The sequence below is a fragment of the Actinoplanes sp. NPDC051343 genome, from assembly GCF_044455125.1.
Taxonomy (GTDB): Bacteria; Actinomycetota; Actinomycetes; order Mycobacteriales; family Micromonosporaceae; genus Actinoplanes.
In genome coordinates, this window is sequence record NZ_JBITEL010000009.1 from 149,451 (window position 1) to 170,535 (window position 21,085).

At 68.6% G+C, this 21,085-nt stretch carries 22 protein-coding genes and 1 other RNA gene; 6 read left to right on the top strand and 17 right to left on the bottom strand.

Features of this window, described 5'->3' with window-relative positions:
- The first annotated feature begins 9 nt into the window (after positions 1-9).
- The 3 genes from ACIA5C_RS28610 (at position 10) to rnpB (ending at position 2,104) form a co-directional block, all read left to right on the top strand.
- Positions 10-921 carry a threonine/serine dehydratase gene (locus tag ACIA5C_RS28610; RefSeq protein WP_396059956.1) on the top strand — a complete coding sequence of 304 codons (912 nt, stop codon included), beginning with the start codon at positions 10-12 and terminating at the stop codon, positions 919-921.
- Positions 921-1,676 (top strand): sulfite exporter TauE/SafE family protein, encoded by a 756-nt coding sequence (locus ACIA5C_RS28615; protein WP_396059958.1) that lies wholly within the window; start codon positions 921-923, stop codon positions 1,674-1,676. Before ACIA5C_RS28610 ends, ACIA5C_RS28615 begins: the two co-directional genes overlap by 1 nt.
- 18 nt (positions 1,677-1,694) lie before the next feature.
- Positions 1,695-2,104: RNase P RNA component class A (gene rnpB / locus ACIA5C_RS28620), an RNA gene on the top strand.
- A 1,266-nt stretch (positions 2,105-3,370) separates the two neighbouring features.
- Here the strand turns inward: rnpB and ACIA5C_RS28625 are convergent.
- From ACIA5C_RS28625 to ACIA5C_RS28655, 7 genes are all read right to left on the bottom strand, one after another.
- Positions 3,371-3,853, bottom strand: a complete 483-nt coding sequence (locus tag ACIA5C_RS28625) for a hypothetical protein (RefSeq protein ID WP_396059960.1) — start codon at positions 3,851-3,853, stop codon at positions 3,371-3,373.
- Positions 3,854-3,869: 16 nt separating this feature from the next.
- The gene (locus ACIA5C_RS28630) at positions 3,870-5,126 is read right to left on the bottom strand and encodes a WXG100 family type VII secretion target (protein ID WP_396059962.1); all 1,257 of its coding nucleotides are present in this window, start codon (positions 5,124-5,126) and stop codon (positions 3,870-3,872) included.
- Complete coding sequence (locus ACIA5C_RS28635) at positions 5,123-5,422, bottom strand: DUF6317 family protein (protein ID WP_396059964.1); 300 nt, start codon at positions 5,420-5,422, stop codon at positions 5,123-5,125. Before ACIA5C_RS28635 ends, ACIA5C_RS28630 begins: the two co-directional genes overlap by 4 nt.
- Positions 5,422-5,736 (bottom strand): SAV_915 family protein, encoded by a 315-nt coding sequence (locus ACIA5C_RS28640; protein WP_396059966.1) that lies wholly within the window; start codon positions 5,734-5,736, stop codon positions 5,422-5,424. The genes ACIA5C_RS28635 and ACIA5C_RS28640 overlap by 1 nt, the downstream gene beginning before the upstream one ends.
- Before the next feature lie 134 nt (positions 5,737-5,870).
- On the bottom strand, positions 5,871-6,044 hold the full coding sequence (locus ACIA5C_RS28645) for a CsbD family protein (protein WP_396059968.1): 174 nt from the start codon (positions 6,042-6,044) through the stop codon (positions 5,871-5,873).
- A gap of 67 nt (positions 6,045-6,111) precedes the next feature.
- Positions 6,112-6,657: a YciI family protein gene (locus ACIA5C_RS28650; RefSeq protein WP_396059970.1), complete on the bottom strand. Its 546-nt coding sequence runs from the start codon at positions 6,655-6,657 to the stop codon at positions 6,112-6,114.
- 1 nt (position 6,658) lies between these two features.
- The gene (locus ACIA5C_RS28655; protein ID WP_396059972.1) at positions 6,659-7,393 is read right to left on the bottom strand and encodes an SDR family NAD(P)-dependent oxidoreductase; all 735 of its coding nucleotides are present in this window, start codon (positions 7,391-7,393) and stop codon (positions 6,659-6,661) included.
- A gap of 16 nt (positions 7,394-7,409) precedes the next feature.
- On the opposite strand from ACIA5C_RS28655, the gene ACIA5C_RS28660 reads away from it, so the two are divergent.
- Positions 7,410-8,321, top strand: coding sequence for an aminoglycoside phosphotransferase family protein (locus ACIA5C_RS28660; RefSeq protein WP_396059974.1), 912 nt, complete (start codon positions 7,410-7,412; stop codon positions 8,319-8,321).
- Here ACIA5C_RS28660 and ACIA5C_RS28665 read toward each other — a convergent pair.
- The 3 genes from ACIA5C_RS28665 to ACIA5C_RS28675 form a co-directional block, all read right to left on the bottom strand.
- On the bottom strand, positions 8,283-10,622 hold the full coding sequence (locus ACIA5C_RS28665; protein ID WP_396059976.1) for a GH92 family glycosyl hydrolase: 2,340 nt from the start codon (positions 10,620-10,622) through the stop codon (positions 8,283-8,285). The genes ACIA5C_RS28660 and ACIA5C_RS28665 overlap by 39 nt on opposite strands.
- A 57-nt stretch (positions 10,623-10,679) precedes the next feature.
- A complete protein-coding gene (locus ACIA5C_RS28670; protein ID WP_396059978.1) occupies positions 10,680-11,834 on the bottom strand; it encodes an MFS transporter in 1,155 nt (384 codons plus the stop codon).
- Between the two features lie 158 nt (positions 11,835-11,992).
- The gene (locus ACIA5C_RS28675; RefSeq protein WP_396059980.1) at positions 11,993-12,532 is read right to left on the bottom strand and encodes a TetR/AcrR family transcriptional regulator; all 540 of its coding nucleotides are present in this window, start codon (positions 12,530-12,532) and stop codon (positions 11,993-11,995) included.
- 92 nt (positions 12,533-12,624) lie between these two features.
- Here ACIA5C_RS28675 and ACIA5C_RS28680 point away from each other — a divergent pair, with 92 nt between their 5' ends.
- Both ACIA5C_RS28680 and ACIA5C_RS28685 read left to right on the top strand, forming a co-directional pair.
- Complete coding sequence (locus tag ACIA5C_RS28680) at positions 12,625-13,647, top strand: aldo/keto reductase (protein ID WP_396059982.1); 1,023 nt, start codon at positions 12,625-12,627, stop codon at positions 13,645-13,647.
- Positions 13,648-13,778: 131 nt separating this feature from the next.
- Positions 13,779-14,237, top strand: a complete 459-nt coding sequence (locus ACIA5C_RS28685) for a MarR family winged helix-turn-helix transcriptional regulator (RefSeq protein ID WP_396059984.1) — start codon at positions 13,779-13,781, stop codon at positions 14,235-14,237.
- Between the two features lie 11 nt (positions 14,238-14,248).
- On the opposite strand, the gene mctP is transcribed toward ACIA5C_RS28685, so the two are convergent.
- From mctP to ACIA5C_RS28720, 7 genes are all read right to left on the bottom strand, one after another.
- Positions 14,249-15,892 carry a monocarboxylate uptake permease MctP gene (mctP, locus tag ACIA5C_RS28690; protein WP_396059986.1) on the bottom strand — a complete coding sequence of 548 codons (1,644 nt, stop codon included), beginning with the start codon at positions 15,890-15,892 and terminating at the stop codon, positions 14,249-14,251.
- Between the two features lie 4 nt (positions 15,893-15,896).
- Positions 15,897-16,109 (bottom strand): DUF3311 domain-containing protein, encoded by a 213-nt coding sequence (locus ACIA5C_RS28695; protein WP_396059988.1) that lies wholly within the window; start codon positions 16,107-16,109, stop codon positions 15,897-15,899.
- A 142-nt stretch (positions 16,110-16,251) separates the two neighbouring features.
- Entirely contained in the window at positions 16,252-17,532 is a 1,281-nt protein-coding gene (locus tag ACIA5C_RS28700) for a glycoside hydrolase family 18 protein (RefSeq protein WP_396059990.1), read from the bottom strand.
- Positions 17,533-17,664: 132 nt separating this feature from the next.
- Entirely contained in the window at positions 17,665-18,795 is a 1,131-nt protein-coding gene (locus ACIA5C_RS28705) for a bifunctional RNase H/acid phosphatase (protein WP_396059991.1), read from the bottom strand.
- A gap of 105 nt (positions 18,796-18,900) precedes the next feature.
- Positions 18,901-19,635 (bottom strand): zinc ribbon domain-containing protein, encoded by a 735-nt coding sequence (locus ACIA5C_RS28710; protein WP_396059993.1) that lies wholly within the window; start codon positions 19,633-19,635, stop codon positions 18,901-18,903.
- The gene (locus tag ACIA5C_RS28715; protein ID WP_396059995.1) at positions 19,632-20,489 is read right to left on the bottom strand and encodes a Nif3-like dinuclear metal center hexameric protein; all 858 of its coding nucleotides are present in this window, start codon (positions 20,487-20,489) and stop codon (positions 19,632-19,634) included. The genes ACIA5C_RS28710 and ACIA5C_RS28715 overlap by 4 nt, the downstream gene beginning before the upstream one ends.
- 19 nt (positions 20,490-20,508) lie before the next feature.
- Positions 20,509-21,081 carry a flavoprotein gene (locus ACIA5C_RS28720; protein ID WP_396059997.1) on the bottom strand — a complete coding sequence of 191 codons (573 nt, stop codon included), beginning with the start codon at positions 21,079-21,081 and terminating at the stop codon, positions 20,509-20,511.
- Positions 21,082-21,085: the final 4 nt, after the last annotated feature.

The following is a 21,085-nucleotide window of genomic DNA, read 5'->3' on the forward strand; positions in this document are numbered from 1 at the left end:
TATTGCCCGGTGATCGACGTTTCAGACGTTCGGGCGGCCGCTTCACGAATCAGCGGCCGCATCCGGCACACCCCCGTCCTGCCGGTGGGTGCCTCGCTGTGGTTCAAGCTGGAATACACGCAGCACGCCGGATCCTTCAAAACCCGCGGCATGCTCAACCAGATCCTGTCGGCACCGACAGTGCCGGCCGCCGGCATCATCACCGCCTCCGGCGGCAACGCCGGGCTGGCCGCCGCCTACGCGGCCCGCGAACTGGGCGTGCCGGCCGAGATCTACGTCCCGGTGACCGCTCCCCCGGTCAAGGTGGCCAAGCTGGGCAAACTCGGCGCCCGGGTGGTCCAGGTCGGCAACGAGTACGCGGAGGCCCTGTCCGCGTCGGTGTCCCGGGCCGCCGAGACGGGCGCGCTGTTCTGCCACGCCTACGACGACCCGGCGATGATCGCCGGCAACGGCACGCTCGGCCTGGAACTGCTCGACCAGGTCCCGGGCGGCTTCGACACGGTGCTGGTCGCGGTCGGCGGGGGCGGCCTGATCGCCGGGGTGATCGCCGCCTTGAGCCCGGCGGCGCGAGTCGTCTCGGTGGAGCCGGTCACCGCAGCGGCACTGCACGACGCTCTGCGGTCGGGCGGGCCCGTCGACGTGCCCGTCTCCGGCGTTGCCGCTGATTCGCTCGGCGCGCGCCGGGCCGGCGGGATTCCCTACGAGCTAGCCTCGTCCTTCGACGTGCCGACGCTCCTGGTCGAGGACGACGCGATCGTCGACGCCCGCCGCCGCCTCTGGGACGACTACCGCATCGTGGTCGAGCACGGCACCGCCGCCGCGTACGCCGCCCTGACCTCCGGCGTCTACCAACCGGCGCCCGGCGAGCGGGTCGTGGTGCTCCTCTGCGGCGCCAACACCGACCCGTCCGACCTCGCCTGATGCACTACTTCCTGCTGGTCCTGGCCGGAATCGCCGCCGGAACGGTAAACGCGATCGCCGGCGGCGGCTCCCTGATCACGTTCCCGAGCCTGATCGCCACCGGCCTGACCACGGTCGACGCCAACGTCACCAACTCGGTCTCGGTCTTCCCCGGCTACGTCTCCAGCGTCGCCGGCAGCCGCGCCGACCTGGCCGGCCAGGGCACCCGGGTCCGCGCGATCGTGCCGACCAGCCTCGTCGGCGCGGTCGCCGGCTGCGCCCTGCTCCTGCTCACCCCGGCCCGCGCGTTCGAGGTGATCGTCCCGTTCCTCGTCCTCGGCGCCGCCTTCACGCTCGCCTTCCAGGAACGGCTGCGCGCACTGGTCGGCCACCCGCGCACGCTGTCCCCCCGGCGCGCCTCGTGGACCCTGCAGGGGGTGGTGTTCGTCGGAGCCGTCTACGGCGGTTACTTCGGGGCCGCGCTCGGCGTCATGTACGTCGCCGCCCTCGCCCTGATCCTCGACGAGCCGCTCCGACGCATCAACGCCCTCAAAAACGTGCTCTCGGCCTCGGTCGGCTTCGTCACCGTCGTCGTCTTCGCGATCTTCGCCCACGTCCATTGGGGCGCGGCGCTCACGCTCGCGCCGGCCACCATCATCGGAGGGTACGCGGGGGCCAAGGTCGCCCGCCGCCTCCCGGCCCGCGTACTCCGCTACCTCATCGTCACGTTCGGCACGATCGTGGGCCTCATCCTGCTCTACCGAGCCTTCTTCTAGACTGACGGACGCGACGGACGAGTCGGCCGGGCGGTCGCGTCGGTGTCTGGGTCTCCCAGGCCCCGCCGAGGAACGTCCGGACTCCACAGAGCAGGGTGGTTGTTAACGGCAACCCGGGGCGACCCGCGGGAAAGTGCCACAGAAAACAGACCGCCGGTGTCTTCACGACATCGGTAAGGGTGAAACGGTGAGGTAAGAGCTCACCAGCACCCCGGGTGACCGGGGTGGCTCGGTAAACCCCACCCGGAGCAAGGCCAAGTAAGGCCGCCCCCGCAAGGAGGCGGCCGGCGCAGGCGTTCGAGGGCTGCTCGCCCGAGCCTGCGGGTAGGCCGCAAGAGCCTGACGGCAACGTCAGGCCGAGATGGATGGCCGCCCCCGGCGACCACAGTCGCCGGGAACAGAATCCGGCGTACAGGCCGACTCGTCCGTCGCCCTCCTGGTCAATGCCCTCAGCCATGCTTTTTGCGCCGGCCGAATGGGTAGTTATCAATCGTGAGCGCTATGACCGCTGACCCGCTTATCTGTAGGCGTTGCCACTCACCTTGACATTCAGCACGTCATACCGCGTAATGAATTATCTGAGCCGGGGTCATTCTGGCCTCGGCTCGCTACCGTCTCGAATCCTCTCCCGTCGGGACAACCCCGGCCGGGATCCCGTTTGCTCCCGTCAAAAGGGGAACGGTCGTGGGTGTCGCACATCTCCTCGCCAGTGTCACAGCGATCGCAACGGGTTCTGGGAACGGTATGGTGCCGTTCACGTGAGCGCGTCAAGCTTGCAAAGATAATCTTGACCGAAGCCGAGTCGAACGACGAGCAACCTTGCTCCGATCGATGTCCGATATGCGGCTATCTTGCGCCGCCGCTAGGGCGCCGATGTCGAAGATGCGCAGGGAGCTTTCGAATACTGACGACTGCTTGACCCCGGGCAACCGACACGGCCATCGAAGCAGCTACAACACCACGCCTGAACTCCGGCTTCGATCTCAGGATGTCGACCGACGTTCTACCTCGATCGCTAATGAGTGCCACTCAGTTAGTCATTCGGCGGTGTTCGGCGCCCGGGGGCTGTGCAACCTTTGCCAGCTCCGGTGGGCCTGGTCAGACTCACGATACGATTCGCAGCACCGAAATCTCGCTCCAGTCTACGAGAATCTTTTCGTTAGTGATGATATCGGTGCTGAGCGTGATGTTCTGGCGTATCAAATTCAAAGAGTGAATGTTGGTTGAGTCATATCTCCCGTGATCGACGCAGTAAGTGCGGCCATTGTAATCAAACTCGACAACCGCCATATTGGGCTCCCAGAAATCGATGTGTGGACATGGACAGCATGAAATTATCACTCCTGCGCTTGACTTCAACCGGGTCTCCTGACATTTATCTGATCATCTGAGCGATCTGCCCCCTATGCAGAGGAACCCAACTGGTCCGATCAGAACTCGGGGCCGTCCAACAGGTGGACCCTTTCCGCGTCAAGGAAAGGTGGCCTTTCGAAACCATGGTCCGATGCACCAACTCGCATCGAATCCCGCCAAGTCCCGCAGTGAGGGTCGGCACCTACCCGATGATCCCGGTCACTCGTCCATGGAAAGATACTCTGAAAGGCGATCGAGCCGTATTCCAGCAATTGTTCACGCAGCGGAGAGCGATGACCACGGGCTAAGCCCGGCATACGAGCCGCCGCGTCCGGCGCCCGTCAGGTCTGTGTGCTCGCCTCGCGGGCGCGGCGTTCGCCGAGGAAGTCGCGGCCGCACATCGCGATCAGCAGGGTGACGACCAGCCCGGTGCCGAACGGGGCCAGCACGAACGCGAGCGGCCCGCTCGGCACGTGGACGCCCGGGCCGCCTTTCCTGTCGTCGAGCGGCGCCTCGGCGACCTTGCGGAGCCCGGTGCGGACGCCCGCGACGAACGTCAGGTCGTAGACCACGGCCAGGATGACCCGGACGACATTGTGGCCGTCGCCGACGATGCCGATCGTGAAACCTGTCGCCATGCCCCCGACCAGGGCGAGCAGGAGCAGAAAAAGCACAACGGCACCGACCCGGCGACGCCAGTATGCGCCACCGCGGGTCTGCCAGGTCTGGCCGAGGAACGGCACCGGCAGCACGCCGCCGTTCAGCCGGGCCTCCCGGCGCAGCCGGACCTCCGGGTCGTCCTCCAGCCGTCGCTTCTTGCTCATTCTGCGTCAGCCCTCGTCAGAATAGGTTCTTGACGCCGTGCCACAGGCTCTTGGCGGCTTCCTGAGGATGTTCGATGTCGTGGCCGACCTTGTGGTACATGCCGACGACGTCCTCGTCCCAGGTGGCTTTGCCGGTGTCGAAGAAGCCCTCGCCGATCCCTTTGACCCAGCCGTCCTCGGTGATGTGCTCGTTCCAGTGGCCCTCGTGCCCGGCCTCGTAGCCGAACGCACCGACACCGTACGACGTGAACGGGGCCAGGAACGGCCCGGCGTACGGGATGCAGTCGGTGGCCAGGCCGGCGCCGATCGCGGCCGCGTTGGAACCGCCGTCGACCAGGATGGCGTGGGTCCACGACCAGCCTTTCTCGTGGTCCTCCTTGGCCTGGGCCCAGGTCGCGAACCCGCCGAGCACGACGTCGACCGCCGGCACGCCGTCGAGCAGCCGGGACAGCCGGCTGCCGTCCTCCACCGCCCCGAGGCCCTCGGCTAGGTCGCCGAGTGAGCTGCCGAGGAAGTGGCCGCCCTTGAAATGTCCGGCCACGTCTTCGGCCGCACTCAAATTGGTCTTCAGCAGCCGGCGTTCGGCGCGCATGTCGGCCAGTTCGGCGGTCAGCGCGGCCTTGGCCTTGGACCCGGCGGGGCTGTGTTTGCGCGCGAACTGGGTGTCCTTGTAGCGGCGGTTGAAGGCGTCGAGCTTGGTCTTGGCGTCCTCGGCGAACTCGTTCGGCAGCGCGTAGTAGCCCTTCAGCGACGCCGCCAGAATCGCCACGTCGGCCGACTTGAGGAACGAGGTCGGCTCCCCCGAGATCGCCGCGGCGATCTCGTGCAGCATCTCGGTGGCCGTGTCCCGCGCGTCCTGGGCGGTCTGCTGGGCGGCCTTGGAGGCGGTCGAATATCGGTTCATCGCCGCGATGACCTCCGGGGTGTAGACCCCGGGCGGCACCGATCCGTCGGCCGTGACCGGCACCCCGGCGTCCAACGCATCGGAAACTGCCTGGTCCATCTGCCGCTGCGCGGCCTGAAGGCCGTTGGCCAGGTCGGCCAGCGTCGTCCCGGCCAGCTGTACGCACGAGCTGAGCTCGACGGTCGCGGTAGCGTCCTGCTCCCACGCGCCCTTGAATTCTTCGGCCGCCGCACCCGACCAGCCGGCGTCACCGACGAGCGCGTCGACCCGCCCGCTGAGCGCTTCGGCGCTCCCCTTCATCTCCGGGACGACGCCCGTCAGGAGCCCGGCAACCCGGTGCAGGCCCGCGATGTCCCCACCGATCTTCATGCTTCGCCGATCACCTTGTTGTACAGCGCCACCACGTCGGAGTCGTTCTGCTTGTAGTCGTCGTGGCACTCCTTCAGCTTGGTGCCGTGCTCGGCCATCGCCGTGCTGATGCCCACGTTGAGCGACGCGAACAGCGACAGCACCGCGGAGATCCCGGCGTCGACGGTCGCATCTCCCCCGTCGACCGGCGGAGGCGCCATCTTGCCCCGCAGCCCGGCGAACGTTCCCGACTCGGCCGTGAACGCCGACGCCATGTCACCGAGATCGTCGTAGACGACCTGGTAGCCCGCACCCATCAGTCCACCTCCGAGGCGTAGAAGACATCCTCGGCCGACCACTCCCGCGCGTCGGCCCCGTGCGCCGGGTCCACCTGGACGCGGTAGACCCCCTGCATCCGCAGCCAGGCAACGTACGAGTACATCGGCAGGCCGACCCAGGGCTGAAACGGCCCCAGAGCGCCGACGAGCGCCTCGACGGAGCTGAACGCCAGCCCCACCCGCTCACCGGTCGCGGCCAGCCGCTTCAGCTCGACTGCCGGCTCCCTCTCCGCACCGTCCCGCACCGGCCGCGCCGGCACGAACACGACGTCCCCATCCGCCGGAAGCTCCATCGACCACCATCCCCGTAACTCCTGAACAGGCACCCTAGCAACGCCGGAACACACCGGCTGCCCCGCGGACCCGCTCACGAACGATCCCCGCGAGCTGAGTGCGCTCGCGGGGATCGGGTACGGAAGTTCGGCGATCAGGACTTGAAGGCGTCCTTGATGTTCTCGCCGGCCTGCTTGAGCTTCGAGCTGCTCTGGTCGGCCTTGCCTTCGGCTTCCAGGCGCTCGTCGTCCGTAGCTTTGCCGACGCCCTCCTTGACCTTGCCGCCCACTTCTTCGGCCTTGTTGTCGACCTTGTCGTCGAACGCCATGTCGCACCTCCACGTCGTCGTGCCAGCGGGATAGTGATACCCCGGCCCGGGCCGGCGGAAACTGCCTTCACGCCGGGCGGCCCCCGGAGGCCCAGTGGTGCACCTCGACGGCGGCGTAGGTGTCGGGCGGCAGGGCGGCGCCGGCGGCCGCCGGGTCGGGGGCCTGAAGCAGGACGGCCGCGCCCACCTGGGTGTCGCCGTTGTCGGAGAGTAGTGGGCCGTACGCGATAAGCCGGTCGGAGGCCGGCGGCGGGCCGACCGGCTTGGCCCCGCCGAGGCCGATCACCAGGTAGCCGTCGCTTTCGACGCGGCCCGGCGGGTAGTCCCACATCGTGCGGCCGAGGAGGTTGCGCCATCGGCGCAGCATGACGTCGCGGTAGACGCCGGCCTGGTAGGTCGGCTCGTCGAAGGCGAACGCGCGCGCCTCGGCGGCCGTGCGCAGGTCGACGATGTGGACGCTGCCGGTGGCGGTCTCGCCGTCCGGGGTGAGGGTGGGGCCGCGCGCGATCATGCGGTCCTGGAACTGATCCATGTAGGACCAGTGGTCCTCGAGCATTTGGTCGCGGAGGGCGGCCGAGCCGGGGCGGTCGCGGTGGTAGACGAAGAATTCCATGTCAGCCGGCCCGGGTGAGGTCGATGGCGGGGAAGGTGAACGGGGTCGGCGGGGTGCCGGCCTGCACGGTCCAGGCCTCGCCGGTCGCGCCGGAGGCCGCCAGTTGCTCGACGGCGTGAGCGACCTCGTCGGGGGTGGCCACCGCCAGGCCGCCGGAGGAGATCAGGGGCCGGAGGCCGCTGATCATCCGGGTGTCGACGAACCCGGGGCAGATCGCGTTGATGGTGACGCGTGCTTCGGTCCAGGCGGGGGCCAGCGAGCGGACCAGGCCGATGATGGCGTGCTTGGTCGCCGAGTAGACCGGGTCGAAGCTGGCCGGACCCAGGCCGGCCAGGCTGGCGGTCACGATTACCGCACCACCGCCGGTGGCGGCCAGGGCCGGGAGGGCGGCGCGCAGGCCGAACATGGTGCCGTCGAGGTTGACGGCCAGGGTGCGGCGGTAGCGGGACAGATCAAAGTCGTCCCCGGCACCTCCGGCACCGCCGGTTCCGGCATTCAGATGTACGAGGTCGAGACCGCCGAACTTCCAGAGCGCCGTCTCGACCGCCCGACGGTTGTCGTCCTCGCTGGAGACGTCGGTGCGGACGAACAGGCCGCCGACCGCGGACGCGACCTCCTGGCCCGCGGTCTCGTCGATGTCGGCCACCACGACGCGGCCTCCGGTGGCGGCGAAGCGGTGGGCGACCGCCGCGCCGATGCCACCGGCGCCGCCGGTTATCAAAAGGACTCTGGACACGCCATCATCATCCGGCATGAGGGAAGAGTTGCCGGCGGCGTTGGTGCGGAACGTTCTCGAGAACTGGGGCGGCGACGGCGCCCGCTGGTTGGATGACCTGCCGGAACTCATCGACAAAACGGCACGGGATTGGCGATTGACGGTCGGCGATCCCTATCCGATGAGCATCCACTGGGTGGCCCGGGTGACCACCGAGGACGGTTCGCCGGCCGTGCTGAAGCTCGGGCTGCCGGACGGCCACCTCGATTCCGAGGTCGAGGCGCTGCGCATTTTCGACGGCGCCGGGGCGGTCCGGCTGCTGGCCCGGGAAAGCGGGGCGCTGCTGATCGAGCGGGCGGTGCCGGGCGATCGGGTGGCGTCTCTGGTTCCGGCCGACGATGAGCGGGCGACCGGATTGCTGGTCGAGGTCGGAACGAGGCTTCACCGCGTACCCCCGGCCGGGTGCACCCTGCCGCACCTGAGCGACGAGGGTGCCGATTTCCGGGCTTATCTGCGGCGTTTCCCGGTCGGCGGGCCGATGCCGCGGCGGCTGGTGGAAAAGGCGGCGGAACTGTTCGAGGCGTTGTGCGATTCGGCCGAGGACCGGGTTCTGCACGGGGATCTGCATCACGACAACGTCCTGCGGGCCGGCGACGAATGGAAGGCGATCGACCCGTTCGGGCGGGTCGGTGACCCCGGTTTCGACTGCGGGCCGATGCTTTACAACCCCGATCCGCCGCGCCGGGACCCGGAATTGCTCAGGCTGGTGCCGGCGCGGATCGAGCAGCTGGCCGACGGTTACGGAATGCCGGTCGAGCGGGTGCGGGCGTGGGGTTTCGTCATGGGCGTGCTGTCGGAGGTGTGGAATGCCGACGGTGGGACCGTCGGCACCCGGGCCCTGGATGTGGCGCTAATGATCGACGGGAGCGGTTCCCCACGACTCGTTTGAGACCGTCCCCAGTGTGAAGTCGACAGTCCCGCCCCGCTGCACGAACGACTCCGGCAGCCAGGATCGGGTGTGCGCGGCACCGTTGAAACGCACCGACTGCACATAGGTGTCGGTGCTGTTGGCGTTGATGGTCAGCCGCACGCCGTTGCTGCGCAGCAGCGAGACGTGGGTGAAGACCGGGCTGCCGAGAAGCATTTCCGCCCGGCCGGGTACCTGCGGGAAGATGCCCATCGCGGCGAAGACGTACCAGGCGCTCATCGTGCCCAGGTCGTCGTTGCCGGGCAGGCCGGCGGGCCCGGTTCCGTACGCGGTGTCGACGATCTGCCGCACCGTTTCCTGGGTCTTCCACGGCTGACCGAGTGCGTTGTAGAGCCACGGCGCGTGAATGCCCGGCTCGTTGGTCGGGTCGTAGCGCAGCGGGTCGCCGCCGAGCACCGCCCAGTTGCCGTTCGCGTCGTGGAAGAACGCGTCGAGGCGGGCCGCCGCCGCGTCGCGTCCGCCCATCAGCGCGGCCAGCCCGGAGACGTCCTGCGGGACCATCCAGGTATAGGTCGCACTGGATCCCTGGGCGAAACCGACGTCGGTCGACGGTGTGAAGCCGCTCTGCCAGCTGCCGTCGGCCTTGCGTGCGGCCTGGTAGCCGACCGCCGGGTTGAACGTGTTCTTCCAGTAGCTGCCCCGCGGCGCCATCTGCCGGTAGGTCTGCACATTTCCCACGCGGGCCGCCCACTGGGCGAGCGAATAGTCGGCCAGCGAGTCCTCGAGCGTCTCCGCCGAACCGCCCCAGCAATGGCAGATGTCGTTGGCGGCGTAATGCAGAGCCAGATAGGTGTTGAGCGTCGGCCGCTGACCAAGGCACTGCCCGGGACAACCGACGTCACTCAGAGCATCGGGATTTTGCACCGTGGCCTGTCTGACCAGCGACCTCAGTGCGGCCGAAGCGTCGAAGTTGCGGACACCGAACGCATACCAGGTGGCGAGCGTGGGAGCGGCCGGGTCACCGGTCATGACGTGGGTCGGCGCTCCCAGGTGCAGCCAGCGATCCCATATCCCGTTGTTCTGAGCCGCGAAGTCCATCATCGACGTCGCCATGTCCCCGGCCACGTCCGGCCGCAGCAGCCCGAGCAGTTGAATCTGCGCCCGATATTGATCCCAGCCGCTGAACGTCCCGTAGACTGCCCGCTGCCCCGGATGCTTCTGATGGATTTGCATGTCGGCGCCGAGATAGCGGCCGTCCCGGTCGTTCATGGTCTGCGGCTGCATCAGCGCGTGGTAGAGCGCGGTGTAGAAAGCCGTCGTGCGCGCCGCCGTTCCACCGCTCACCCGGATCCGGTCGAATTCGGTGTTCCAGGCGGCGCCCGTTGCCGCGCCGATCGAGTCCGGGGTGGCTTGCGCCGGAATTTCCGCGTCCCGGTTGGCAATGGCTCCCGCTCCGCTGACGTACGAAATTCCGATGCGCATGTGCACGTCCGAGCCGGCTCCGAAGCCGACCCATCCGCCGGATCCGCGCCCGGCGCGGGAGGCGCCGGTCAGATATCCCTCACCACCCGACGCGCTGGTCGACCCGGGCGTCACGACCGAGTCGTGCCACGTGCCGGTCGACGCAAAGTCCTGGTCGAAGACGGCGCTGAAATAGAGGCGGTAGTAGGAGCGCCGATCCGGGTTGGAGTCGCCGCCGCCGTTGCCACGCCGCCCGCAGAATCCGCCGGTCAGCACCCAGCCGTTCACGCTGCGCGTGGCCGGGTCGATGACCGTTGACGCGTCCTCGCTCCCGTTGAGCGAGTTCGATGTCCGGAAGAGCAGGCCGGCCTCTTTGCCGGCGGGAAAGCTGAACTCGCCCACGCCGGCCCGGGTGGTGACGGCCAGATCGGTTTTGACGCCGTTGTCCAGGGTGACGGTGTAGCGCCCGGGGCTCGCCGACTCATTGGCGTGCGTGTACGTGGCGGAGTATTTCGCGTCCTTGGTGTCGGCCGTCGGTGAGGTGTCGACGGTTCCGGCGTACGGCATGATCGGCACGTCGCCGGCCGCGCCGGGCGCACAGCCCGCCCCATTGACGTGAGTCAGGCTGAAACCGCGCAGCCGGGTGGTGTTGTAGTCGTAGCCGTTGCCGCCGGGCGCATTGGTCTGGTCGCCGGCCGTGTCGGTCGGACTCCACGCGATCATCCCGAACGGCGCGGTCGCGCCGGGCCAGGTGTTCCCGCCGTGGGTGGTCCCGATGAACGGATCCACGGGAGGTGCGGCGGTGACCGCTGCGGTCGGTACCGAGAGGAGAAGGCCGAGCAGTGCCTGTGCTGTCGCCATAGGTACACAACCTACGATGACAACGATGGACATGAATGGCCGCGGCGTGAAACGTGGTCAAACGGCCGGCCGCAATACCTGTGCGCACAGCCCCATCAGGGCGACCAGCACCACGATCACCACGAAAGACACGGTCAGCGACGACAGGTGGGCGATTCCGCCGATCACCCCGGGGGCGATCAGGCCACTGCCGTACGCGATGCCGGCCACCCCGGCGATGCTGCGCCCCGGGCTGCTCCCGATCTTGCCGGCCGCCGCGAACACCAGCGGGACGACGACCGCGATCCCGATGCCGAGCAGCCCGAACCCGGTGATCACGCTGATCGCCGACTTGGTGAGCACCACGATCAGCGCGCCGGCGGTGGCGCAGGCGCCCGACAGCCGTACGGTCGTCACCGGCCCCAACCGGCGCACCACCCAGTCGCCTCCGAACCGCGCCACCGCCATGCACACCGAGAAGATCGACACGGTTGCCGCACCGGTCGCCGCCGGGTGATGCAGCAGGTCGCTGAGGTAGACCGCCGACCAGTCCAGGCTCGCACCCTCGGCGAAGACCGCGCACAACCCGATCAGCCCGATCGGTAGCACCTGCGGCGACGGCAGCGCGAACGCGGACGGCTCGTCGGTCGTCGGATGCGGCCGGTGCGGGATCAGCCAGCCGGACGCGACCAGCGTGATCACCATCAGACCCGCCGCGGTGATCGCGAAGTGCACGCGGGCGTCGACGCCGGCCTTGGCCGCGCCCACGGCGATCGCCGACCCGACCAGTCCGCCGACGCTCCACCAGCCGTGGAAGCCCGACATCACCGATCTCTGCAGACGTTCCTCGATGAGTACGGCGTGCGCGTTCATCGCCACGTCGGCCAGGCCGGCGGTCGCACCGTAGACGGCCAGGGTGGCGCAGAGCACCGGCACGTCGGCCGGCAGCGACGTGAGGATCAGCGCGGCCGGCCAGAGCAGGATCAGCACCCGGACCAGCGAGCGCAGGTTGAAACGGTGCACGAGCCGGCCGGAGATCGGCATCGCGAGCAGGGACCCGAGACCGGGCATGAGCAGGGCCATACCGAGCGCGCCGACCTCGGCGCCGACGTGATGGGCGATCCACGGCACCCGCGCCGCGAACGTCCCGGTCACCGCGCCGTGCGCCGCGAAGATCACCGAGGTGGCGATCCTCGGGCGGCGTAGCGACTGTCGGTCACCGATCTGTGTCATGCGGTTACATTAAACGATCTTTCAGATTTTTGGCCGGCAGCATGTCGCGGCTCCACTTACTACGGTCACTCGATGCCTCCCTCGCCCGACGCGCGCCGGCTGATCGCCAAGCTGGTGCTGCTTCCGACGGCGACGCGCTCCACCGCCTCCCGCCGCCGTCAGATCTTCAGCCCGTCCAGGAAAACATCGACCAGGTGCCGGCCATGGCCGGGGGCCTCTCCCGGTACGGGATGTGACAGCAGAACAACCGCATGGAGAATGTCGGTCGCGCTGACGTCCGGCCGGATCTTCGCCGCGCTGATCAGGGAGTCGAGCACGGGGCTCATGCGCTCGTAGAAGTGCGCGCGAAGGGCCTCGTGGGCGGCGTCGCTCGACTGCAGGGCCGACGCGAGGCCGGCCTTGGTCGCGACGAGTTCGGTGTAACGCTGGATCCACTTGGTCAGCGCCGCGTCGGGTGGATTGTCGGCGCTCAGTCCGGCACCCGCCTCGGCGCAGGCGTCGATCTCCCGCTCGAGCACGGCGATGACCAGGTCGGAACGCTGCGGGAAGTGCCGGTAGAGCGTGCCCACCCCGACGCCCGCCCGGTCGGTGATTTCCTTCGCCGGCGCGTCGACGCCGGAAGCGGCGAAGACCGCCTTCGCCGCTTCGAGCAGGGCGTCCAGGTTGCGCCGGGCGTCGGCACGCCGCTTTTCCGCCATTGCCGTCCTCCCTCTTGCTTAACCGGAAAGTCTTTCCGTATAGTTTCGGAAAAGCATTCCGCTTAGCTTCACTCTAGAACAGGAGACGGCGCATGCGATACCGCACCCTCGGCCGGACCGGCCTCAAGGTCAGCCCGTACGCGCTCGGCGCGCTGATGTTCGCCACCCAGGTCGGCAATCCCGACCCCGACGTGTCGATCCGGATCATCAACCGGGCGCTCGACGCCGGCATCAACTTCATCGACACCGCCGACGCGTACGGCGACTCGGAAGAAGTCGTCGGCCGGGCCCTTCGCGGCCGACGCGACAACGTGGTGCTGGCGACCAAGTTCGGCCGTCCGGCCGGCGACGACCCCAACCAGCAGGGCACCTCACGCCGCTGGATCATGACCGCAGTCGAGAACTCGCTGCGCCGCCTGCAGACCGACCACATCGACCTCTACCAGATCCACCGCCCCGACCCGGCAACCGACATCGAGGAGACGCTGTCGGCACTCACCGACCTGATCAGCAGCGGCAAGGTCCGCACGATCGGCACGTCCGGCCTGCCGCCCTCCGACATCGTCGAGGCCCAGTGGGTCGCCGAGCGGCGCGGCCTGGCCCGCTTCCGCACCGAACAGCCGGCCTACTCGATCCTCAACCGCGGCATCGAACGCGAGGTACTGCCGGTCGCCCAGAGGTACGGCCTGGGCACGATGGTCTGGGGCCCACTCGGCCAGGGCCTGCTCACGGGCCGCGTCCGCAAGGGCGGAGGCAACGACCTCAGCCGCGCCCGCTTCTTCAAGCACCTCAACGACGAGCGCCGCCTCGACGTGGTCGAACAGCTGATCCCGCTCGCGGCCGAGGCCGGCCTGCCGATGACCCACCTGGCCATGGCCTTCACGATCACCCACCCCGGCGTGACCAGCGCCCTGCTGGGCGCCCGCACCGAGCAACAGCTGGACGACCTGCTGGCCGGCGTGGACGTGACCCTGACCGACGACCTCCTCGACCGCATCGACGGGATCGTTCCGCCCGGCACCGACGTCGGCACCCTCGACCAGACCTACGTCCCGCCGGCCCTGCTCGAACCGGCCGCCCGCCGCCGCCCCGCCGCCGACCGTGCGGCCGGCTGATCCACGGCGCCGCCGGTGACCTGTACGCCGAAACGCCGTTGACTGTTTAATCCCTTTTGTCCGGCTCGACCGTCGAGGCGGATGACCGGTGCCACGACGGAGCGCGGCGGAACTAGCTGTATGATGCAGAGATGTCGGAAGATGAGGTGCTGGGGACGATCGAGACCCAGGTGGCGCTGCTGATGCGGCTGGGTGAGGCGACCCGCCGGTCGACCGACGTCAAGCCGCACCGGGCGCTTGACCGGGCAGCCTACGTCATTCTGCGCCGGCTTCAGCAGGACGGCCCGCAGAACGTGTCGGTGCTCGCGTCCGCGCTCAACCTCGACGGGTCGACGGTGACTCGGCAGGTCACGGCGCTGCAGAAGGACGGGCTGATCGAGCGCCACCGCGATCCGCGGGACGGGCGCGGGACCGTGATCGAGGCGACCGCGCTCGGGTTGCGGCAGGTCGAGGCCGTCCGGGAGGCCCGGCGGGCGCTCTACGGCACCGTACTGAGGGACTACAGCGCCGAGGAGCGCCGAGAGCTGGCCGTGACCCTGGAACGGTTCATCGGAGCCCTCGACGCCCACATGCGGACCACCAAAGCGTAGAGACGGCAACCTCAGGTGGAGGAAACCGTTTCGACCGCTGTAGCCGAGCGGTCGATGCGCGGGTCGCCCTCGTCGGCGAAGTAGTCGTCCGGCGTGGTGCCGTCGACGCCGTCCGGGGTCTTCAAGGCCCTCAGGGCCAGCGTCACCAGCACGGCCACCACCAGGTTGACCAGCACCGCGACGAAGCCCACGTAGATCGTCTTCGGCGAGGAGAAGCCGAAACTGCTCAACGGGAACGCCGAGCCGCCGAAGTGGAGTTTGTGGGTCGCCGGGTTGGGGATCTTCCACAGCATCCACAGGGCCAGGCCCATGCCGGCCACCCAGCCGGCGATCAGGCCACCCCGGTGCAGCCAGCGGGTGTAGAGGCCGAGGGCCACCGACGGCGCCGTCTGCAGGATGATGATGCCGCCGATCAGCTGCAGGTCGATGGAGAACTGCGGGTCGAGGAAGACGATGAAGGCGACCGCGCCGACCTTGACGACCAGCGAGGCGATCTTCGAGACCTTGGCCTGTTCGGCGTCGGTGGCCTCCCGCCGGAAGTACTCCTTGTAGATGTTGCGGGTGAAGAGGTTCGCCGCCGCGATCGACATGATCGCGGCCGGGACCAGGGCGCCGATGCCGATCGCCGCGAAGGCGACGCCCGCGAACCAGGCTGGGAACTTGTTGTCGAACAGCAGCGGTACCACGGTGTTGCTGTCGACGCTTCCCGCCTTGTTGCCGGCGAGCGGCTTCACCCCGGCCGAGATGGCCATGTAGCCGAGCAGCGCGATCAGGCCGAGCAGGAAGCTGTACGCCGGCAGGGCCGACATGTTCCGCTTGATCACGTTACGGTTCTTGCTGGCCAGCACGCCGGTGATGCTGTGCGGGTAGAGGAACAGCGCGAGCGCCGACCCCACGGCCAGGGTGATGTATTGGATCTGATTGTTGGCGTTGAGCAATATGCCGTCGCCCGGTGATGCCGAGGCCTGGAATTTCTTGTCCGCCGCGCCGAAGATGTGGCCCCAGCCGCCCAGCTTGTAGGGCAGGTAGATGACCGCGACGATGATCACGATGTAGATCAGCGTGTCCTTGACGAAGGCGATCAACGCCGGCGCGCGCAGCCCCGACTGATAGGTGTAGGCGGCCAGGATCGCGAACGCGATGATGATCGGCAGGTGCCGGGCGATCAGGCTGTCGCCGGTCACGCCCATCGTCTTGAGCACCGCTTCGATGCCGACCAGCTGGAGCGCGATGTACGGCATGGTCGCCACGATGCCGGTGATCGCGATCAGCAGGGCGAGGGTCGGCGATCCGAACCGGGTCCGCACGAAGTCGGCCGGGGTGACGAAGCCGTGCCGGTGCGACACCGACCAGAGCCGGATCAGGATCAGGAAGAACATCGGATAGATGATCACGGTGTAGGGCACGGCGAAGAACCCCGCGGCTCCGGCGCCGAAGATCAGCGCCGGCACGGCGACGAACGTGTACGCCGTGTACAGGTCCCCGCCGACCAGGAACCAGGTGATCCATCCGCCGAAGCTCCGGCCGCCCAGGCCCCACTCGTCGAGGTGGGCCATGTCCTTCGGCGCCCGCCAGCGCGCGGCCACGAAGCCGATGGCGCTCACCAGGAGGAAGAGGACCGTGAAGATGACAATCTCGGTGATGTGCTCGCTCATGACGTCACCGCTTCTTCGTCAGCTGGTAGACGATCGAGGTCGTGGCCACGCCGACCAGGATGAAGGCGAACTGCAGCCAGTAGAACGCCGGGAAGCCCCAGAGCCGCGGCGAGTCGTGGTTGAACAGCGGAGTCAGCACGGGCAGAACGATCGGTATGAGGAGCAGCCAATTCCAGGGACTGCGATCAGTGCGTGCCTTTGGTGCGGGTTCAGCCATCAGCTGTGCCTCCGGGAGTGAGCGCGGACACAATCCACAGTCACGCTAACGAGGCAGCCGGAAAAGAGTCGATCATCGTGCGCCGAACGGGCGAGGCGGTGCGCCGAACGGCACACCGCCTCACCTGGTCCTATCCTTCAGGTCACGGCGTCCAGAGACCGGCCGCCACGGCCTTGGTGAGCGAGGCGTTGGCGTCGTCGCCGTCGAGCGACCACATCATCGCGCCGCCGAGGCCCTTGGCCCGGATGTAGATGGTCTTCTGCAGCAGCTGCGCCGGGTCGTCGTAGGTCCAGTAGGTGGTGCCGTCGAACAGCCACGAGTTGCCCGCGATCGGGTCCCGGTAGAGCTTGAAGCCGGGCAGGTTCTTGACCGTCTTGTAGTCCTCGGTGCCGTCGGCGAACACGCCCTTGGCGGCCGCGGTGGCCGGCTGGAAGCGGCCGTTGCCACCGCCGGTGACGCCGGTCCAGCCCTGGCTGTAGTACGGCAGGCCGAGCACCAGCTGCTTGCGCGGTGCCCCGCCGGAGACCCACTTGTCGATCGCATTGTTGATGGAGAAGTCGGGATTGTCCGGAGCACCCTTCGGCACGAAGATCGACGAATGCTGGTTGGTCCTCAGCTCCCACGAACCGTGGTAGTCGTAGCCCTGCACGGTGCCGAAGTCGAGGTACTTGAAGATCTTCGACGCCTCGAAGCCCGCATCGATCTTGGCGGGCGCGGCGGGGAGGAACGCCGACAGAACATGGTGCTTGCCGAGCGCGTCCAGCTCCTTGCGGAACTCCGCGGCCAGCAGGGTGAAGTTGTGCTTGTCCTCGGGGCGGATCACGTTGCCGGCGTTGCCGTCCGACCCGGGCCACTCCCAGTCGAGGTCGACGCCGTCGAAGATACCGGCGGCGACGCCCGGGGCCAGGCCGGGCAGGTTGCCCTTGATCCACAGGTCGAGGCAGGAGCTGACCAGCTTCTTGCGCGACGCGTCGGTCAGGGCGGCGTCCGAGAAGTGCGCCGAGCCGGACCAACCGCCGAGCGAGATCAGCACCTTGAGCTTGGGGTTCTTGGCCTTGAGTTCGGCCAGCTGGTTCAGGTTGCCGGCGATCGGCTGGCCGGCCACGTCGGCCTTGCCGTTGACGGCGAGGTCGGCGGTGAACGGGGTCTGCCAGTCGGCCCACGGATCGGCCGAGGCGCAGGTGCCGTCGGCCAGCACGGTGCCGAACGCGTAGTTGAGGTGGGTGAGCCGGGACGCCTGGCCCGAGCTCTGCACCTTGCTGAGCTGGTAGTTGCGGGCGTAGATGCCCCACTGCTCGAAGTATCCGACCTTCAGGTACGACTGCTGGTGCGATGGGTGCGCCTGTGCCGCAGCCGGTGCGATCGCCACGATGGACGTGGCCACGGCGGCCACGGCGACGAGGCGGCGGGTCAAACCGCGCATGAGCCCTCCAGGGGCGGGGAATGAAACCGTGAAGAAAGTTTCCTAATCGAGGAAGCTAAACGTCACCCCTGGCGCCGTCAAGACGACGGACGGGCATGAATATGCAGGTCATCGACGACGACCGATGAGTTGTTACCGCAGATGAGCGGTCTCGTTGACCGAGCGGACCGCGACGTTGCCGTCCGGCCAGACATCCATCATGGAGACCCCGGCGGCGTCCAGATAGAGCCGGTGCAGGAACGCGTCGCCGGCGGCCAGCGCGTCCCGCAGCACCAGCTTGATCGGCGTGACGTGGGAGACCAGCACGACGACCCCGCCCGCATGCGAGTTCACGACCGTCGCCAGGGCGCCGCGCACCCGCTTGGCCACCGCCTGGAACGACTCGCCGCCCGGCGGAGCGACGCTCGTCGAGGAGAGCCACGCCTGCATCTCGCGCGGCCAGCGCTCCTGCACCTCGCCGAAGGTCAAACCCTCCCAACGGCCGAAGTCGCATTCGATGAGATCTTCCATCACGGTCACCGGCACGCCGCCGACCTCGGCGGAAATCAGCTCGGCCGTACGCACGCAGCGCTGCAACGGAGAAGTGAGGATCGCGGTCACGTCGCGCGACAGCCCGGCCACCCGCCCGGCCGCGGCCATCGCCTGGGCCTGGCCCTCGTCGGTCAGCGCCGGATCGCCGCGCCCCGAATAGCGGCCCTCCTGGGTGAGGGCGGTCTCGCCGTGCCGCACGAGGATGATCCGGGTGGCGTTGTCCATCGAGGGTGGCGCCCAGGAGAGCGTGGGAGCGCCGGAGCCGCTTTCCTCAGAAGCCGGGGAGTTCGACGTAGTGGAGCCGGAAGACGACGGGCGCGCGGAGCCACGCCCCGCCTTCGCCTCGTCCATCGCCTGGTTGGCCAGCATGTCGGCGGCCTTGTTGCGCTCGCGCGGGATCCACTCGAACGTCACGCCGTCGAAGCGCTTCACCAGCGCGGCCGCCTCGGCCGCGAGCGGCCGCAACCCCGGGTTCTTGATCTGCCAGCGGCCACTCATCTGCTCGACCACCAGCTTGGAGTCCATCCGCACGTCGACGTGGGTCGCGTTCAGCTCGAGGGCCGCCTTGAGCCCCTCGATCAGCCCGGTGTACTCGGCGACGTTGTTGGTGGTGGTGACGCCCAGCGAGCCGTACCGCTCGAGCAGCACCTCGCCGTCGGTGTCGCGCACGACCGCGCCGTACCCGGCCGGGCCCGGGTTGCCCCGCGACCCGCCGTCCGCCTCGATCTGCACCCGCAACGTCGCTGTATTAATGATTCGCTCCTCGTGCAGCGCCGGGATGACGACGTCTTGCCTCCGCTGCGCTCCGGCAAAACGCCGCCGCGCTAACTCGATCGCTCATAGTCCTGACTCCGCCGTACGCACCATGATCCGGCGGCACTCCTCGCACCGGACGACCTCGTCGGCCGGGGCCGCCTTCACCCGGGCCAGGTCGGCGCCGTAGAGCTCGATCCGGCATCCGCCGCACCGGCCGTGGGAGACCAGCGCCGCGCCGAGCCCCGAGTCGAGCCGGATCTTGTCGTAGAGCGCGACCAGGTCGGCCGGCAGGTCCCCGGCCAGCGGGGCCCGGGAGGAGATCTTGAACTCCTCCTCCTTGGTGATGTCGGACAGCGCCTCGTCGCGCCGCCGCTCGGCGGCCTCGCGCCGTTCGACCGCGGCCGCGAGCCGGCCCTTGATCTCGCTCAGCGTGGCCTCGGCCGACTCGCGCTGCTCCATCAGCTCGAGTTCCGAGTCCTCCAGCTCGGACTGGCGGCGGTTGAGGGTGGCCAGCTCGTGCTGCAGCCCCTCGATCTCGCGCATCGCGCCGCCCGCGTCGAGCCGGGACTTGTCGCGGTCCTTGCGGAGCCGCACCTGCTCGATGTCCTTCTCGAAGCGGCTGATGTCGCGGTCGAGGTCGTCGACCGCGACCTGCGCGCGGACCCGCTCATCTTCCAGGGCAGAGATCTCCCGGGCGACCGTCTCGATCTCGGCCAGCTCGGGCATCGCCTTGCGCCGGTGCGCGAGCTGGGCGAGGGCGGTGTCGACGGCCTGCAGGTCGAGCAAGCGACGCTGGGCTTCCGGGGCGGCCTTCACGACGGGTTCTCCTTGTTTTCGAGCGGCTTGTCGAGCGGCCCAAACGCATGGACCGTCCACGGATCGGTGTCCAGATCGGACACGATGACATCGGCGCCGAACTCGCCGCGCAGCCACCCGGCCACCTCGTCGAGCCAGGGGCGCTCGGTGGCCCAGTGTGCGACGTCGATCAGCGCCGGGCCACCGGCGGCGACGTGTTCGCTCGCGGGGTGATGACGCAGGTCGGCGCAGAGATAGGCATCGACGCCGGCTTTCACGGCGTCGGCCAGGAAACCGTCACCCGCGCCCCCGCACACCGCCATCGTGCGGATCACCGAGGCGGGGTCGCCGGCCGCGCGGACGCCGGCCGCCGTCACCGGCAGACGGGACGCGGCAAACGGGACGAAATCGGCGAGCGTCATCGGCGTGGCCAGCACACCGATGCGGCCGGCCCCGGTGCCGGGAACCGGCGCGGGCACCAGCGGCCGCAGATCACGCAGATTGAGCCGGGCCGCCAGGGCGTCCGAAACGCCCGGGTTGGCGCTGTCGGCGTTGGTGTGGGCGACGTACAGCGCCACGTCGTTACGGATCAGCCGGTGCACGATGCGGCCCTTGTAGGTGTCGGGCGCGATCGAGGACACCGGCTTGAGCAGCAGCGGATGGTGGGCCACGATCAGGTCGGCGCGCACGTCGAGGGCCTCCTCGACGGTCTCCGGCACGCAGTCGACGACGCAGAGGATGCGCTCGACCGGGTGCCCGAAGTCGCCGAGGACGAGGCCCACCCGGTCCCAGGAGTCCGCCCAGTCCCGCGGGTAGCGCAGGTCGAGGGCGGTCACCGCGTCCAGGACGGTGGGCGGTGCGGCAGCGTCGGTCACGGCCGCCAACTCTATATCGCTACGAGACGACGTCCGGTTCGACTCGGCTGGTCATGCGGACCGGATCGCTGACCGCCTGCAGCGCACGCCGCCACGGGAACTGGTGACGGAAGCGATCGGTCTGCCCGGGGCCGCCCAGCTGATAGATGTGGTCGCCGTAGAGCACCTGCACACCCCAGTCGCGGAGCTTGGCCAGGCTCTCGTGCAGCGACGGGTGCAGCGCCATCACGTTGTTGGTGTACGGCAGCACCGCGATCGGCACCCCATAGCCGTACGCCTCGACGAGCAACCCGAGAACCAGCGTGTCGGTGATCCCGGCGGCCCACTTGTTGACCGTGTTGACCGTGGCCGGCGCGACGATCATCGCGTCGGCCGGGGGCAGCACGTCCGAATCGCCCGGACTCTTGTAATAGGTACGCACCGGGTGCCCGGTCTGCTGCTGCAACGCGCGGGCGTCGACGAACTTGCGGCCGTCCGGCGTGGTGACCACGCAGACGTCCCAGCCGTCGTGCTGGGCCATGCGGACGAGGATGCCGACGTCGCGGGCTATCGGAGAACCGCAGACCAGGATGTACAACACGCCGGTGTTCACTCGG

Excerpts from the sequence above, each read along its gene's own strand:
- ACIA5C_RS28615 (WP_396059958.1), top strand. The coding sequence starts at position 921 with ATGCACTACTTCCTGCTGGTCCTGGCCGGAATCGCCGCCGGAACGGTA.
- ACIA5C_RS28625 (WP_396059960.1), bottom strand. The coding sequence starts at position 3,853 with ATGAGCAAGAAGCGACGGCTGGAGGACGACCCGGAGGTCCGGCTGCGC.
- ACIA5C_RS28630 (WP_396059962.1), bottom strand. The coding sequence starts at position 5,126 with ATGAAGATCGGTGGGGACATCGCGGGCCTGCACCGGGTTGCCGGGCTC.
- ACIA5C_RS28635 (WP_396059964.1), bottom strand. The coding sequence starts at position 5,422 with ATGGGTGCGGGCTACCAGGTCGTCTACGACGATCTCGGTGACATGGCG.
- ACIA5C_RS28640 (WP_396059966.1), bottom strand. The coding sequence starts at position 5,736 with ATGGAGCTTCCGGCGGATGGGGACGTCGTGTTCGTGCCGGCGCGGCCG.
- ACIA5C_RS28645 (WP_396059968.1), bottom strand. The coding sequence starts at position 6,044 with ATGGCGTTCGACGACAAGGTCGACAACAAGGCCGAAGAAGTGGGCGGC.
- ACIA5C_RS28650 (WP_396059970.1), bottom strand. The coding sequence starts at position 6,657 with ATGGAATTCTTCGTCTACCACCGCGACCGCCCCGGCTCGGCCGCCCTC.
- ACIA5C_RS28660 (WP_396059974.1), top strand. The coding sequence starts at position 7,410 with ATGAGGGAAGAGTTGCCGGCGGCGTTGGTGCGGAACGTTCTCGAGAAC.
- ACIA5C_RS28665 (WP_396059976.1), bottom strand. The coding sequence starts at position 10,622 with ATGGCGACAGCACAGGCACTGCTCGGCCTTCTCCTCTCGGTACCGACC.
- ACIA5C_RS28670 (WP_396059978.1), bottom strand. The coding sequence starts at position 11,834 with ATGACACAGATCGGTGACCGACAGTCGCTACGCCGCCCGAGGATCGCC.
- ACIA5C_RS28675 (WP_396059980.1), bottom strand. The coding sequence starts at position 12,532 with ATGGCGGAAAAGCGGCGTGCCGACGCCCGGCGCAACCTGGACGCCCTG.
- ACIA5C_RS28680 (WP_396059982.1), top strand. The coding sequence starts at position 12,625 with ATGCGATACCGCACCCTCGGCCGGACCGGCCTCAAGGTCAGCCCGTAC.
- ACIA5C_RS28685 (WP_396059984.1), top strand. The coding sequence starts at position 13,779 with ATGTCGGAAGATGAGGTGCTGGGGACGATCGAGACCCAGGTGGCGCTG.
- mctP (WP_396059986.1), bottom strand. The coding sequence starts at position 15,892 with ATGAGCGAGCACATCACCGAGATTGTCATCTTCACGGTCCTCTTCCTC.
- ACIA5C_RS28695 (WP_396059988.1), bottom strand. The coding sequence starts at position 16,109 with ATGGCTGAACCCGCACCAAAGGCACGCACTGATCGCAGTCCCTGGAAT.
- ACIA5C_RS28700 (WP_396059990.1), bottom strand. The coding sequence starts at position 17,532 with ATGCGCGGTTTGACCCGCCGCCTCGTCGCCGTGGCCGCCGTGGCCACG.